This is a genomic window from Limibacillus sp. MBR-115 (assembly GCF_040549425.1).
GTDB lineage: Bacteria > Pseudomonadota > Alphaproteobacteria > Kiloniellales > CECT-8803 > Limibacillus > Limibacillus halophilus.
Map to the genome: position 1 here is coordinate 78,076 of NZ_JBEPTJ010000002.1, position 14,786 is coordinate 92,861.

Genomic DNA, 14,786 nt, shown 5'->3' on the forward strand with positions numbered 1-14,786 from the left:
CTATGCGATTGAAGCAACGAGAACCACCCCCGCCGTCGGACGGGGGTGGTTGTAGATTCTAGGACCTACCCTTTCTGGACCAAAGGCTCAGAGTAGAGGACCACAGCTATTGCTGAGCAGAGCGCCCGCTTCGTCCACGGTCGCGGTGCAGAGTGACCCGGATGAATTGAAGCCTTCGAAAGTGCCCGTAACATCTACCTCACCGCCGATAATTGTAACGGCAGATGCGCAATAGGCTGTGGCGTTACCCGGGGTGATTAGATGTGAATCCCGAACGATAACGCGCCCGCCTCCGAGACAGCTTATCAGTTCCGCAGCAAATCCTATCAACTGCAAATCGGAAACCCGCCCAATACCCGTGCTTTTACGGATCGCATGTGGAAAGCTGGACCCACCGTTGTTCTGGACAGTCGCATGCCGAAGCTCGCTGTTGTCCGCAAGGAAAACGATCGCGGCGGCATCAAGGGTATTCACGCCACGGATCAAGGTCACGTTCTGACCCGAGCCCTCGACATCGACGAAGGGCTTCATCACCACTTCGTTGCCACCGCAGTCGAAGTCTCCAGGGCCCACCCTGACCAGATAGCCATTGCTGACCGACGCATCGGAGATTCCCGCAATTGCGTTACGCAGCGCCGTGCAGTTCTCCGTCGCCGTGCCATCGGCGCCCACGACGACGACGTTGACCGGTTCCAGCTTGCCCACGACCTCCGCGTTCAAATCCTCCAGCAAAACGGCGCCGTTGTTGATCTTGTTGCTGGTGATCGAGTTGGTGGCCAGCGTCGAGGTGTTGATCGAACCCGGTATGAGTTTCAACGGGCTGATGGTACCGTTCGCGATCTTGGCGCCGGTGACGGCCCCGCCGGAGATCTTATTGCCGGTGATCGAGGTATTGGCGATGGTCGTGGTGTTGATCGAACCGGGGATCAGGTCCTGCGGACCCAGCGAGCCATCTTGAACGTCCGTCGAATCCACGCAGCCGTTGCAAACCAGATCCGTGGCCAGTTGGGCTTGCGCCCGATCCACGGCTGCTAGGCCAACACCGAGACTGACGACAAGAGCTACAGTGAGAAAAAATCCAAAACGCATATCCGCCTCCCTTTGTATTTTTCTTTGTAGAATTATAAAGAAGGAGACGCTTTATTACGAAAATTAATATTAAAATTGATTTAATATTACAATATTAAGACATTCCGGAGGATTCTTGACACGTGGGTTCAGGTTATACGCTGGAATCGGATGCGCGCTGTTCGGCCTGAAGCAAAGTAGCTAGACACGAATCAGCGAAACACCCTCTGAATCTACGCACCGGATGGCGCGCACTCCCTCGTAGTAACCATTGGAGGTTAGCCGGTTGTGTTTTTGCCAACACGCACGAGGCGTGCGATCTCCTTACCCTGTAATCCGACAAGCAGCGGCTGCCGCACGCCGGGCAGGAAGGCCACGTCGTAAAGCTCTTCCACCGACCCGGTGATCTGGAGTTTGTGGACCACTTCCTTGGTCGCGATATTGATGACGTAGACCGCGCACTCCGGGTCACAGGCGCGCTTTTTCAACTCGTCATCGAGCGGTAATCCGGTGAAGACCTTGTTGCGCGGCTTGGAGACACCGACCAGTGCCACGTTGTTGGCAAGGCGAAGCCCGCGAACAAAGCCCGGGCACCAAACCATGCGCTTGAACTCACCGTTCTTGCGATCAATCCAGCCCATCCAGCCGGTGCCGGCCTCGGTTATCCAAAGGCGTCCTTCATGCAGGCGCGGCGAATGCGGCATCGCCAACCCCTTGGCGATGACCTCGTTGGTCCGCACATCGATGACCTGGCCGCCATCGGCGCGATGCTCGCGCCACGCGCCCTGCTTATTGGTCGGCGCGATGACCGTGACATAGGCAAGCTCACCCTTCTCAAGGCAGAAGCCGTTCAGGTGGCAGCGATCCTCGCCAACAATCTTGTCGATGAAGGGGGGCTTCCAAATCGGGGCGAAATTGCCGCTGTTCTCCAGCTCGGCAACGCAGTTGTACCCGGTGACGACCGCCAACAATCGCCCCTGGTTGTCGATCGCGACGTCATGCACATCGACCGCGCCGGTCACGTGGGATTTGCGCGGCAGGAAAACATGGTCCCATCCCTCGTAAATGGCGCCCCGTTCCAACCCATTCTGGAACCGCCACACCTGCGCCGCACTGGACAGCAGGAACCCGTCGTTGGTTAGGTTGAGCGCCATGGCCTGACCGAAGTCGCGATCCGAGACGACCAACTTGCCTTCCCGTCCCGGGGCCAGCAACACAAGCTTCCCGGCCTCGTAGGTCGTGAAAGCAATGGAAGCGCCGACACGGCTCAACCATTGATGCAAATGCGCGGAGGTCGTGAGATGCCAGGGCTTGACCGGCTCCTTGTTGGAACTATCGCCAACCAGCAACACGGACTCGTTGCTTGATTTGTTCTCGTCAGCCTTTGAATCAACCACCTTATCCGTTGTCGCGCCGTCGGCCATAAGCCCCCCGATTCTTCGATTTCACGTTCAATTACTGCACCAAGTTGTAATCTAGAACAATCAAGCCTTGAAGGCCAATCTCAGCCTATGGTCTTTTAATCAGGAAATTCTGGCCACCCGCGAACTTTTTTGGATCCATCATGCAAAGTATACGCCAGCAAAAGACGGACAAATCCGAGGAGGCGCTTGCGTTCCTCAACGGGCTCACGTCCGAAATATTTGACCTGGCGGACAAGCAATCGGGGGCGCAGGACCTTTGCAACTTGAGATCCTTGATCACACTCGACGATGCGGAGCTCATTCACGAAGCAGCCATGAATTCCGACGCCTTTATCAAGGAGTACAACCTCCTCAAGCTTCTTGGGCGCAATCGCTTCAATACGAACGGTCGGGAGTGGGAGATTCGGCGCGGGCTGACTCAGAAGTTCTTCTCCCAGGCCGGGCGCAGCAGCAATCGCGCGCGCGTTCACAGAACCTATGCACGCCGCCTTGAGGAAATCGTGGATCCGGACCGGCCCTGGAGCCTGTTCGACGCCCTTCAGACCGGCGCCATCGACATTTTCTTCAAATCGTTGAACGTGGAGATGGATATGGCAGGCTCGCGGAGGTTGATGTCGAGCTTTCGCAGCCTCTCACGATATCTACAGTATTTTTCATGGCGACCCGACCGCCTGGAAAACCCGGCGGCGCTGGAGGCCGCGGCCAGACAACTCGACAACAATGTACGCATGATTGCCGAAGCGGCGCCCGGCGTGACGCTCCTGATGAGCGCGTTCGAAGAGCAGGTTGGCGATAGCATTGCCAACTTCGTCGGACGCCATGAGTTCTTCATGGCCTTCCTCGCTGGAATCGAGACCACGGTATCCAGCCTCTCGTGGGTTGCCCATGAGCTGGCCCGCCGACCGGCATTGCAGGAGGAACTTGCCAACGGCCTGGGCAGTGAAAAGGGTGACGATAGAGCCTTGGCTTTCGCCCATGAAACAATGCGCATGAGGCCGCCCCTACCGTTCGTCACCCGCGCCACGTCCAGGCAAGTAGACCTTGGTGGAATGGCGATCGATCCGGGTCACACGATCGTATTTTCGATTGCCGGTCTTCATCGAAAAGAACGCTATTGGACCGACCCGCTGCGGTTTTGGCCGGACCGACCGGAGTTCACCGAGAAAACCGTGAACCGAAAGGCGTTCATCCCCTTTTTCGCGGGACCCCGAAAATGCGGCGGCGCGCGCCTGGCCATGTTGGAAGTTGAGGAGGCAACGAAGGTGATGCTGGAGCAGCTTCGCCTGGAGATGCCCGACCGCGACCCGCCCTTCGATTATGCATTGACGCTGCGGCCAACGGGCTGGGATGACATCACCATGACCCGCCGATAGGCGGCGCGAGTAGGCTTACCAGCTAGGAATGCGACCTTCCGGCAGCGTCCCGTCCTTAAGCAGCGCTGCGATATCTTCAAGATTCCGAATGGCCACGACCCAGGCTGCGGGTAGCTGCTTGCCAAGACGTTCTTCGATGGCCAGGAGCAGCCGCATATGCCCGAGGCTATCCCATTCCTGGGTTTCACCGACCTGGATATCATCCGCCAGCTCTTCTGGTGCCACGTTGAGCGCTTCTGCCAAAAAGGCTTTGGCGGCCACTATCTGATTTTTACTCTTCAAGGCATCGTTCTCCTCTTGCCGCAGCCTCGGTCACTCCTGTGCTACCCCTTTGAGGCAAGGCAGGCTTCCCGCACGATATCGCGATTGATCTTACCCCGGTCTGTTTTCGGGATCTCTCCGACAACGAACCACCGCTCCGGGATGCATTCCTGACGGATGTAATCGGTGCACCAGCGCTTGAGAGTCTGGGGCGTGGCCTCCGCCGCGTCACCCAGACGCACGGCCACCGCAACCGTCTCGCCGCTGATAGGGTCCGGCAGGCCAAACGCACAGGCCTCCAGAACGTCCGGGTGCCGTTCCAACAACAGGTCTATCTCCTCTGGCAGCACTTTCATGCCCGCGCGGTTGATCTCGTTCTTACGCCGGCCAACCAATTGAACGACACCATCTTCGTCGATCCGACCATGATCGCCCGTTCGGTACCACCCATCCTGGATTACCTCGGCAGTCAGGTCCGGACGCTTGTAGTACCCCACCATCAAGGATGGCGTCTTCAACAAGACCTCACCTTCCCCGACCTTCAAGACCTCTCCCTCGGCGCTCAAGACGGCGGCTTCTCCGCCCCACATGCTACCAACCAAGCCATCTTGACGCTGTCCGGCCTCCGGTCCCGCGCCCGCCGTCCAGTTGGCTGTTTCAGTCAGGCCATAGAGGTTCCAGACCGCGGCGCCGCCGGTCCAGGCTTCGATGGCTTGCCACAGATCGGCTGCGAGCGGCGCCGAACCGACGTGTACGCGTTTCAAGCTTGCCTTCACGGGTGGCGGCCCGGCCCGCAGGGCAACCTTCCAGAAGGACGGAACCGAACTCATGAAGGTCACCGCCTCGGCATCGATGTGGGACGCAAGGCGCGCTGCGCCGTCAACGCCGGGATTACAATACAAAAGCAGCCGACATCCCGCCGCCAAGGGCGTCAGGCAGTTACCGATCAGGCCATGCCCGAAGTGCGTCGGCAAAACGCAAAGGCTGTGCTTTAGCTCGTCGACGCTCAGATGCTCGAGGTTGAGGCGAAGCCGTGCGCGCAGGGTCGCCGCGCTATGGACGACACCCTTGGGTGTACCCGTTGTACCGGAAGTAAAGAGAATCAGGGCCGGCCAATCCTCATCGGGCAAAAGATCCGTCTCCGCCACGGGGTCCGCTGTGATCTCTGTATCACCCCATAGGTCCAGCAGTGGCACGCCGCCGATCTCGCTAGAGCCCTCCTCCAACGGCGTGCGGCTCATTACCTTTGGCTCCACGAAAGCAAGCACGTGCTCTACTTCATTGCGCGTCAAGGAAGGGTTCGTACAGACCGCCGTGGCGCGGAGTGACCAGACCGCGAAAAGCTCCGAAAAAAACCGCGCCGTGCCACCGTGTCCGATTACAACGTTGTCGCCAGCGCCCACCCCGGCGGCCTGGAACACCGCGCGGCATCGAGCCATGCCGGCACGCAAGTCATCGGCTGTCCAGACTTCACCACTGCGTACGTCTTTGATCTCACCTAGGGAACGACTGAGCAGCATGGGTTACCGAACCTCGACTTTGGTATTTTGGAGACAAGACAAACGGAGAAAAGCAGGTGTCATGCCTTCTTCTTGCTAACACCGGGCGTTTTCTTCTGCGCCGCGCTCCCCTTCTTCTTTCGAGCTTCCCATTCTTCGGGAAACAACGCGAAATGGTAGACATCGGCCCGGCCGCCGCCAACAAAGGGGACGTCGCTCCGCTGCACGCCCTCGCAGGTAAAACCCATCGTCAGATAGTTGAAAATGGAGGGATAGTTGCGGCCGATCACGAGGCCTTTGAACTTCACCATCTTCATCCGTTTGAACGCCAACTCCACCAGGACCGCCCGAACTTCCGGGACGACGTTCTTACCCCAATAGCTGCGGTCCAGAACGACATTGGATTTGGCGATGGCTGATTCCTTGTTCGTCAGCAAACTCATGAAGCCGATGAGCTCTTTGGACTCCTTGACGAAGATGCCGAAATGAAAGTTGTTCTTGTTGTCGAACCAGTGGATATGCTTGACCGCGCGCTCGTGCGTCCAACTCTGCGGCTTGCGGTTGTTGCCGAGCTGGGTTTCCTCGTCGTTCCACCAACTTACATAGCGCGCGTTGACATCGGCCGGTCGCATCGGCCGTACGATGAAGCGCTTTGTTTCAAACCGAAAGGGACGATCTGGAGAAGGCTGCGTGAACAGTTTGGTGTAGGTGTCTTCAGTCTTCTCATCCATCTGCTTATCTCGCTCTCAGTTGGGGGGCGGGTGCTCTACCGTTGCGTTTAGTGGACGACCGAAACGCCTGCTCCCGTAATCAAACCTTGACCCGCAGCGGGCGTGCCTTGCCGTTCTTTACCCTGCGGCCGATCAAGGGGTAATCAGGGTAACGTTCCTTCAGCGCCTTGCGTTGGGCTCGAACCACCTTGGCGCTCGCGGCCGCCACGCTGAACAAAAGAACTGTGTCCCCACCGTTGCATTCTGCAAAGGTTGGGGTTTTCTCCGCATTTGCCCAGGCTTCGGCGACCTCCATAGAGCAGAGGCCCCAGCCAAGAAATCCGACCACTTTCTGGTCTTCCAGGCTGATCAGGTAATGCTTACGTTCGATTTGCCCCAGAAGCGTTCCGATGAATTGCTGCGTCGGCTGAACCGAAAAAGGGCGGCGCGTGGCAAGAAACGATGCGGCTAGTCCCAGAGCGAATGCCGGTCTTGGAAACTGCATGTGCTGCATAGTTGGTCGATCTGCCTTTTCTCTAGTTTCTATGCCGGTTCATTGATGGGCGGTCATCATCTCGCGATGGGCGTTGGTAAAGCCGCTCAGGGACACCGTCATGGTAACGGTCTTCTCCTCCAAGCTCGTCAGAATGATCTCAGCATTCTCCGCCTTGCGAAAGGCCCTCACCAATTCCTCATCAAGAGGCGTCCCGCCGGCACAGCCGGTTTTTGTGCACACACGGTAAGCCACCACGCGTTCGAAATTACCGGCACGGAGCATCATGCCCTTGGTCAGGTCAAATCCCAACGGCGTACCGATCCGCAGACGCTCGGGATCGGCCGTGATGGTGAGGACCTTCACCTTCTTGCCATTCTGTTCCATGTAACCCTGCTGAGACAATTGGCAAGAAACCGTTTCTGTCTTGACGCAACGCAATATCCAATCGTCGAAACGGGAGGTCTCTACGGTTGCGTCGGCATTCTGCGCCTCGGCCTTAAAAGAAATGCCCCCCAACAGGATTGGAAGGGCAAGGATTGCAAATAGTCCGGCTAGGCGCGTGCGCATCGAGTGTCACCATTGCTGATATTGAATTGAGGGGTCGCTTGGTCGCTGTGATCGGGGCCAGACAGACGGCCAGAAGAACGCGGAACGCACGCGAGGCCAGAGACAGGAAACGCCGGGACTACGAAAGCCCCGGCGCCAATCCTGTAAATCCGGTTACCAAGTGATGCGGAAGCCACCGTTAACCGTATGCCGTCTGTTGTCCTCGTTAAAGTCACCATCATATCCGATGAAGGCGGTTGTGTTTTCGCCAATGGCCATGCTGAAGCCGGTGCCGACGGACAGATAGACGTCGTCCTGGTCGTCGCCGGTAACCGCAAAGCTGTTGCCGAAGCCGACGAAGCTTGCCGTGCCTTCCCGATCATCCAGAGGAATGGTGTGCGTCACACCGACCTTGAAGGAGGGAATAATCGTGGCTTGCTCGCCGCCGAGGCGGGTATCGATACCCTTCTCGAACTCGACGCCGATGGCGTTACGCAGCTCCTGATAGGTTTCGCTGTCGACATCCATGTTGAACTGGCCGAGGCCCGATTCAGTGTAGTCGTCAACGTAGGCCATCAAGTAGGTCGTCGATGCGGTGGGACGCACCAACAGACCGCCGCCCAGGTCATACTCCATGCCAACCCCGACACGGGCGTCGAAGGAGATACCGTAGGGATCGCCCTCGCCCTTGGTCGCCACGTTGTTGACCAGAACCATACGCTCCAGCGAGTAGTCGTTGTAGGCAATCGCTGTCGAGAAGTTCAAGAAGGCGTTGTTGTCCATGGTGTAGTCGGCATAGAAGCCAAGGTAGAAGGCATCCATGTCGTCTGTCCCACCGACCACGTTCTTATCGGTTTCACTGTGGGTGAAGCCGAGCGCGCCGCCGATCACCAGGTCCTTCGACACGAAGGTGCTCGCACCAGCCGCGACGCCACCGATCTTGTAGTCGTAGCCGAAGATACCGTCGCGGGTATCCCGGTCACCGAAGCGGCCCAGCGGACGCACCCAGAAGTCGCCTTCGCCTTCTTCCGCCACCACGACCCGCGATGGAGAGAGTCCCAGTGAGGCCGTCTGGTTGGCCGTCAAGGCTGCCGACTGGCTGCTGCCACCTCGGCGGTTTGAGTTGGTCTCGCTACCCAAAGCCTGAATAAAGAGGTCGGAGGCCTCAAACGTGGTCGGAATGTAGGCCTGGGCGACACCGTTCGGCGTGCTGGCGAAGGACACGAAGCCGAAGTCGTCTTCCTGACCCGGAATGACCTGGGCGAACTGTGCGCCTGTTACCGTGCCGTTGAAGACAATCGGGTTCACACCGCTGTCGACGATGACAATCGGGGTGCCACCTGTATCAACCGCGACATCCATGCCACTCAGGTTGATGAACTTGACCGTGCCGTTGATCTCAGCGGAGCCGGTCACGACCAACAGGTCGCTTTCCACGCCCTCCTGTCCCGGCGCGATGGCGCTGGTGAATTCGATCTCGAGGACACCGTCGCTGTTCTGGAGGAAATCGCCATCGTTGGTCAGGGTGCCGATGGAGTTACCCGGCGCAACCGTGCCGCTGTTCTCCAGGAAGCCCATCACAGTACCGATGCCGCCAAGGGTCGCCCCATGGTGGACAATGGTATCCGGCGCGGTCAGCGTGCCATTGACGAAGAGCGTACCGCTCTCGACCGTGGCGCCCACCGTCAGGTTCTGGTTGGTACCGGCCTGCAGTTCCCAGACATCGCCAACCATGCGGAGGACTTCGAACTCATCGGAGTCCGCACCCAGGCTGCCCATGCCGGACAGGAAGAGCGCATCACCCAGCGCCGAGTCATCCAGCGCACGGATATCGATGTCGCCTGGCAGGGTATCCTGATCCCCACCCAGCATGATGCCGGTAACACTTGTGCCGGTTCCCAGCCATACAACGTCGTCGCCGCCCATCATGTTGAGCGAAGCCGTGCTGCCGGAAAGCGTGCCGTAGTTGTTGACCCGGTCCCCATTATCACTGCCGACAACCGCCGTGGACGCGGCTGAGTACACCGTGCCCTGGTTATTGAGCGTGTTGCAGGTGGCGTTGTAACTGGTGTCGCAATCTGCGCCTGGCACCCCATTCCCGTAGGTGCTTCCGAAGAAGACACCATAGGAACCTGCACCGTAGGCTAGGATCAAGCTGCTACTGTCGAGATTCACCGTCACGGTGCCGAGGTAGGCGGAGTAGGAACCACTGTATCCACCCGCGTTGGCATTATTTTGCGTATGAACACCATGGCCACCGGCGTAATTGGTCCTGACCGTGCTGCCAATCAGCGAAACCGTCACCGTGCCACCCTGGGCCAAGGTGTAAGCGCCCTTGGCCGGTGCAATACCGTCACCATAAGCATAGGCCGAGGCATTGGCGTAAACTGCCGTGTATTTGGTGTCTACGAAACTGTTGGTCAGATCAATCGTGATCGTCCCGCCCATGGCTTCTGCCACGCCGCCACTCTTACTGGCGAAGGCGCTGGCAAAGGCTGTTGTATCGATACCGGTGTAACCATAAACGTCGGAGTCGGTGACCCCGAGCGAGATGGTGCCGCCTTCCGCCACACCGCCACTCTTGCCGTCGGCATAGGCATCGGCATTCGCGCCAATGGCCGCGCCATAGTAGCCGCCCTTGGCAACCGAGCCGTTTACCAGGCTGATGGTGGCCGTGCCGCCTTGTGCGAAGGCTGTGTGGCCATAATAACCTTTGTTCTTGGCATAAGCGCTGACGTCGGCATAGATACCGCCACCATCCTTCGCAATAGCCGCCGATTGATCAAGGCTGATATCGACTGTGCCGGCGATGGCGATGGCATCGGCTGGCGCCGACTCATCCCCGCCAGGCAAGGTGACCTTGTTCGCCAAATTGAAGTACGGATAATAATAGTTACTGCCGCTGACGGCATTCGCACTGGCTTCGGCCTCGATGGCGTTAACCCCGAAGTACCCACCCTTTTTGGAGTAGGCGACGGATTTACTGTTCATCGTCAGCGCGATCGTGCCGCCCTGAGCGTGTGCATAGTTTTCACCAAATGCATCCGCGTCGGCTTCCAGGTCGATGCCATCGTATTTACCGAAGACATAGGTGCCCTGCAGATCAGCGGTAACGGTGCCGCCGACCGCTTCCGAGAAGGCTGGGACTGCGCCATAGTAGTTGTTTCCAGCGTCGGCATCGGCTTCTAGATCCAAGGCATCAAAATAACCGACGATAACCGAATTCGTTGCCGACAGGGTTACCGTGCCACCCTTTGCAACAGCATACTCGTTCGCACCGCCATAATAGTAAGATGCGTCGGCGCGAGCCTCGGCCTCGGCATCGATACCGTCGCCGTACTTGCTAAAGACAAAGGCATTGTTCAGATCGATACCAACTGAGCCACCCTGCGCATAGGACAGGCTCGGAAGCTTGCCGCTGGGATAGGCGCCATTGGCGTATGCGTCGGCGTTGGCATGAAGCTCAATGGCATCGTTGTACTTGCCACCAATCTTTGAATCCGCCGCCGACAGGGTGATGGTGCCACCCGTCGCAATGGCGTAACCGGCCTTGGCATAGGCATGGGCTTCAATCTCGATGCCGCCTTCGTAGCCATAGACGAATGATTTGTTGGCCAGGGTAAGGTCTACCGTGGCACCCGTCGCATAGGCGTTCTTGCCTGACGCGGTCACGTCACCAAAGAAGGCAACGCCGTCATTGTACTTGCCCTTAACCGCGCTCATGTCCATTGAGAAGTTGAAGGTCGCACCGATTGCCGTCGCGACGGTTCCGTCGGCCTCCGTCTCGAAAGACAGATCGATGCCGTCGCCGTAACCCTTAACCTTCGACTCGTTCACCAGGGAAATATCGACCGTCGCGCCCAAGGCATAACTACCACTCGCCTTAGTCTTCCCCTTCATATTAATGCCGTCACCGTAGTACGAGTAAATGCCGCTATCGTCCAAAGCAAGCGTCACCGTCGCGCCATAGGCATAGGAGTTCTTCTTACTATCTGCATCCGCGCCGACCTGCGCGTAGATACCGTCGTCGTCGTAAGCGCCAATGAAAGAGTTAGTTAGCGAGATATCAACCGTGGGACCCGTCGCGGTCGAATATTCCGCGTTCTTGGCGTCTGCGTCCGCGTCGATGTGAATGCCGTACTCGCCTGCGTAAATGCCGCTATCCAACAGGGAGAGCATGATGTTGGCACCCGTCGCCTCAGCAACATCGTCGCCTTCCCCATTCGCGTCTGCATCGAAGTCCAACTCTATGCCGTCGTACTTGGCTTTTATGTATGAGCCGTTGGTCAAGGACACGTTGACAGTGGCGCCGGTCGCGTAGGCATAACTGCCGTCCGCATCGGCGTCGGATTCCAATTGCAGACCGTCTCCGTTGTAAGCGTAGATCGTGGAATCATCCATCGACAGGGTGATTGTGGCGCCCGTCGCCGAGGCTGTCTGGCTGGCGCCGTACTCGTGGCTCGCTTCAACATCCGCATCAATCTCGACGCCCTCATATTGCGCGCCGATAAAGGTGCCGTTGGTCAGCGAAATGTCGAAAGTACCGCCCGTTGCCATGGCGTACTTGCCATAGGCATCGGTATCACCCTCGATATCGAAGCCGTCGGCATATTTAGAATAAATGCTGCTGCCACTAACCGCGATGGTGACCGTCTGCCCATTGGCCTCGGCCGAGCCGTATTCCGACTTCGCCGTCACATCGAAGTCGGCAAAGACGCCTTCATAATAGGCGTCGATCTTGGAGTTGGTTAGAGTGATATCAAGCATCCCACCCGTTGCGTAGGCGTTGCCGATAGACCCTTTCTTATTGGAATCAGCGAAGGCATAGGCTTGGGCCTTTAGCTCAAGGCCGTTGCCGTACTTGCTGTATACGGCGCTATCAGCCATGGAAAGGGTGACCGAAGCGCCCATGGCATTGGCATAGACAAAGCCATCAGCAGCAGCATCGAAGTCGACCGCGATCCCGTCATACTGCGCATAGACTGCAGATTTATTTGCCAGGGAGATGTCCACGGTACCGCCGGTCGCGTAGGCGTCGAAGCTCTTTACAGCACTCGCCGCGCCTTTGATCGAAACTCCCGCGCCGCCGCCTCCGTAAATTGATGAATCATCCATGGTCAGAGTGAAGCTGCCGCCATTGGCGGTTGAGTACTTGCCCTGCGATTTGGCCGTTAGATCGCCGGTAATGCCGCTGCTGTAATAGCTGCCGATGGAGGAACCCTCGGTCAGAGTTACCGTCAGGTTTCCACCCAGGCCGTTGGCATATTTGCCTTTTGCATAGCCGTAGGCCTTCGTCTCAAGTCCTTTGCCATAAATCGAGTAGAGGCTGGATCCGCCCGAAAGGTTTACCGTGATGTCGCCGCCCTGTGCGGTTGCGGTGCCAAAGAATCCGTAAGCGTAAGCAGCTCGCTCCAGGTACGCAGCGCTACCGAACACCGAATAGACAGAGGTCCCGTCCGCCAGATTCAGCGTAGCGCTGCCGCCGTTGGCATAGGCGACAGGCCCATAACTTCCAATGATCGGCGCGCGAGAACCGATCCCGCCGCCCTTGCCGTATTCAACCTTCGCTACAGCCGACGGTCCGTACTTGCCGCCGATCGAGATGCCGTTGCCGTAATACCCTTCAACGTCCGCGCCACTCAGCGAGATCGTCACGTCCGAAGCTACTGCCGTAGCACTGGAGTATTCTGTGCTGCTTGACCCACCGCCCGGTTCCTCGCGGGCAACCAACACGCCGCCGATAACGTTGACGGCGTAAGCGGAGTCTTGGACCGCGATGCCCGACTGCGATCCGTAAACAGCGCTATTAGTCAGTGAAACATCGATGGTGCCGCCGGCCGCGCTCGCGCTGGTGTAGAGGCCGTAATAGGCATACCCCTTGCTGATCGCGTAATTCTTCGAATAAACGGAAATTCCATTGCCGTTATACCCGGTAGCCGTCGATTCGTTGGTGAGCGAGACCAATATATCGCCGCCCTGGGCGCTTGCATCGGCGTAGTAACCCAGCGCAAGCCCTTTGGAGGCTGCCACGATGCCGTCATAGGCCCCCTTCACCTGGCTGCCGTCCAGCCCGATGGTTATGTTGCCGGTCGTGGCGTCGGCGTCGCTGCCGGAGGTGCCGTAATACTTGTCGACAATTCCGCCGCCCAAACTAAAAGCGAAGGCGCCACTGACTGCCCCGATTCCGACTCCGTCCGCACCGCTTGCGTATGAATTGCTGAGATCGATCGAAATGTCCGTTCCGATTGCGGTCGCGCCGCCACCCTTGGAAAAGGCTGTCGCGCCACCCTTGCCATATTTGCCGGCGATGATTCCACTGTCGAGCCCGTCAACCGAACTGCCGTTGGCAAGTGTGATGTCGATCGTACCGCCGTCCGCCATCGCATCGTTGCCAACGCCACCAGCCTTAGCGTAGGCGATGCTTTGCGCCGCAATACCATTATCCTCGGCACTGACGCTGCTCGCATCCAATCCGATCGAGATCATCCCGCCGTAACTGCCGGCGTAATTGTCGTCGTACTCACCGTACTTGGTTTTGGCCACACCGCCTGTGGTGACGAGGATGCCCGTTCCGCCGCCATTTTTGCCGGCGCCATAGAATTTGGTGTTGATGCTGCTGTTCTGGCTCAACTCGACACTGACCGTGCCGCCGTTAGCCGATGCGTCGTACAGACCCTTGGCATAGCCGATGCTCTTTAGGTTCAGGCCATTGCCGTAGCTATTGAGTTTGGTTTCAGAAAAATCGACGGTGATATCGCCTGCGGTTGCTTCGGTGGTGCTGCCCACACCAAAACCGATGTACACACCGGTATCGACTTTCACGGCGTCTGCCGTGCTGTAGCCGCCAGGATAGTAATTGTTCGAGAGGTTCGACTTGCTGGCGCTCAGGGTGAAGGAGTCGCCCGTGTAGCTGCCCTTGGTGTATCCGACCCCGGCGCCGAGCTGAACATCCAGCACGTTGCCGTATTGTGCGGTTGCGCTGGCGTCGTTCAGGGTGACGGTCGAGGAGCCGCTGTACGCGATGTCACCGTCGCTGAAGCGGATGGCGTCATAGCTGCCCAGGCCATTCACTGAGCTACCGCTGTTGAGGGTCACATTGCTGGAGCCATTCAGGTCGATGCCGTCGTCCGCAGGTGCATCAATGGAGGCGCTGGGGGAAAGCACCACCGTGATGTTGCGCTCGTCGTCCGCCGCATAGACACCCGTCACATCCGCATCAATGCAGGTGACGGTCTGACCCTCTGTCGGGAGGCTGATGTCACAGGCCGCAGAAGCCGGGTTCACCTGGGCTGTCCAGAGCGCCAACGCACCGGCTGTTACACCGACCAGCGCAGTTGAAGACAGCAAATACCCGGATAAAAATTGCGACCGTGCGGACATGACAAACTCCCCCTCAATAAAATGGCTGC

General features: G+C 58.2%; 9 protein-coding genes. 1 reads left to right on the forward strand and 8 read right to left on the reverse strand.

The annotated features are described in order from the left end of the window. Positions 1–87: 87 nt before the first annotated feature. Entirely contained in the window at positions 88–1,089 is a 1,002-nt protein-coding gene (locus ABIE63_RS03995; protein ID WP_354503015.1) for a hypothetical protein, read from the reverse strand. Between the two features lie 257 nt (positions 1,090–1,346). Continuing rightward, positions 1,347–2,492 (reverse strand): TIGR03032 family protein, encoded by a 1,146-nt coding sequence (locus ABIE63_RS04000; protein WP_183414657.1) that lies wholly within the window; start codon positions 2,490–2,492, stop codon positions 1,347–1,349. 140 nt (positions 2,493–2,632) lie between these two features. Between ABIE63_RS04000 and ABIE63_RS04005 the strand changes: the two genes are divergently transcribed. Next, complete coding sequence (locus ABIE63_RS04005; RefSeq protein ID WP_354503018.1) at positions 2,633–3,865, forward strand: cytochrome P450; 1,233 nt, start codon at positions 2,633–2,635, stop codon at positions 3,863–3,865. Positions 3,866–3,880: 15 nt separating this feature from the next. On the opposite strand, the gene ABIE63_RS04010 is transcribed toward ABIE63_RS04005, so the two are convergent. From ABIE63_RS04010 to ABIE63_RS04035, 6 genes are all read right to left on the reverse strand, one after another. Next, positions 3,881–4,147 carry an acyl carrier protein gene (locus ABIE63_RS04010; protein WP_183414659.1) on the reverse strand — a complete coding sequence of 89 codons (267 nt, stop codon included), beginning with the start codon at positions 4,145–4,147 and terminating at the stop codon, positions 3,881–3,883. Between the two features lie 41 nt (positions 4,148–4,188). Beyond that, complete coding sequence (locus ABIE63_RS04015; RefSeq protein WP_354503020.1) at positions 4,189–5,646, reverse strand: class I adenylate-forming enzyme family protein; 1,458 nt, start codon at positions 5,644–5,646, stop codon at positions 4,189–4,191. A gap of 59 nt (positions 5,647–5,705) precedes the next feature. Further along, on the reverse strand, positions 5,706–6,356 hold the full coding sequence (locus tag ABIE63_RS04020; RefSeq protein ID WP_354503022.1) for a GNAT family protein: 651 nt from the start codon (positions 6,354–6,356) through the stop codon (positions 5,706–5,708). 79 nt (positions 6,357–6,435) lie between these two features. Then, positions 6,436–6,849, reverse strand: coding sequence for a hypothetical protein (locus ABIE63_RS04025; protein ID WP_183414662.1), 414 nt, complete (start codon positions 6,847–6,849; stop codon positions 6,436–6,438). A gap of 39 nt (positions 6,850–6,888) precedes the next feature. Further along, entirely contained in the window at positions 6,889–7,398 is a 510-nt protein-coding gene (locus ABIE63_RS04030) for an invasion associated locus B family protein (protein ID WP_354503025.1), read from the reverse strand. 153 nt (positions 7,399–7,551) lie between these two features. Continuing rightward, the gene (locus ABIE63_RS04035) at positions 7,552–14,757 is read right to left on the reverse strand and encodes an autotransporter outer membrane beta-barrel domain-containing protein (RefSeq protein ID WP_354503027.1); all 7,206 of its coding nucleotides are present in this window, start codon (positions 14,755–14,757) and stop codon (positions 7,552–7,554) included. Between the last annotated feature and the right edge of the window lie 29 nt (positions 14,758–14,786).

Bases quoted from the DNA above. Each gene is read 5' to 3' on its own strand.
- ABIE63_RS03995 (WP_354503015.1), bottom strand. From the start codon at position 1,089: ATGCGTTTTGGATTTTTTCTCACTGTAGCTCTTGTCGTCAGTCTCGGT.
- ABIE63_RS04000 (WP_183414657.1), bottom strand. From the start codon at position 2,492: ATGGCCGACGGCGCGACAACGGATAAGGTGGTTGATTCAAAGGCTGAC.
- ABIE63_RS04005 (WP_354503018.1), top strand. From the start codon at position 2,633: ATGCAAAGTATACGCCAGCAAAAGACGGACAAATCCGAGGAGGCGCTT.
- ABIE63_RS04015 (WP_354503020.1), bottom strand. From the start codon at position 5,646: ATGCTGCTCAGTCGTTCCCTAGGTGAGATCAAAGACGTACGCAGTGGT.
- ABIE63_RS04020 (WP_354503022.1), bottom strand. From the start codon at position 6,356: ATGGATGAGAAGACTGAAGACACCTACACCAAACTGTTCACGCAGCCT.
- ABIE63_RS04025 (WP_183414662.1), bottom strand. From the start codon at position 6,849: ATGCAGCACATGCAGTTTCCAAGACCGGCATTCGCTCTGGGACTAGCC.
- ABIE63_RS04030 (WP_354503025.1), bottom strand. From the start codon at position 7,398: ATGCGCACGCGCCTAGCCGGACTATTTGCAATCCTTGCCCTTCCAATC.
- ABIE63_RS04035 (WP_354503027.1), bottom strand. From the start codon at position 14,757: ATGTCCGCACGGTCGCAATTTTTATCCGGGTATTTGCTGTCTTCAACT.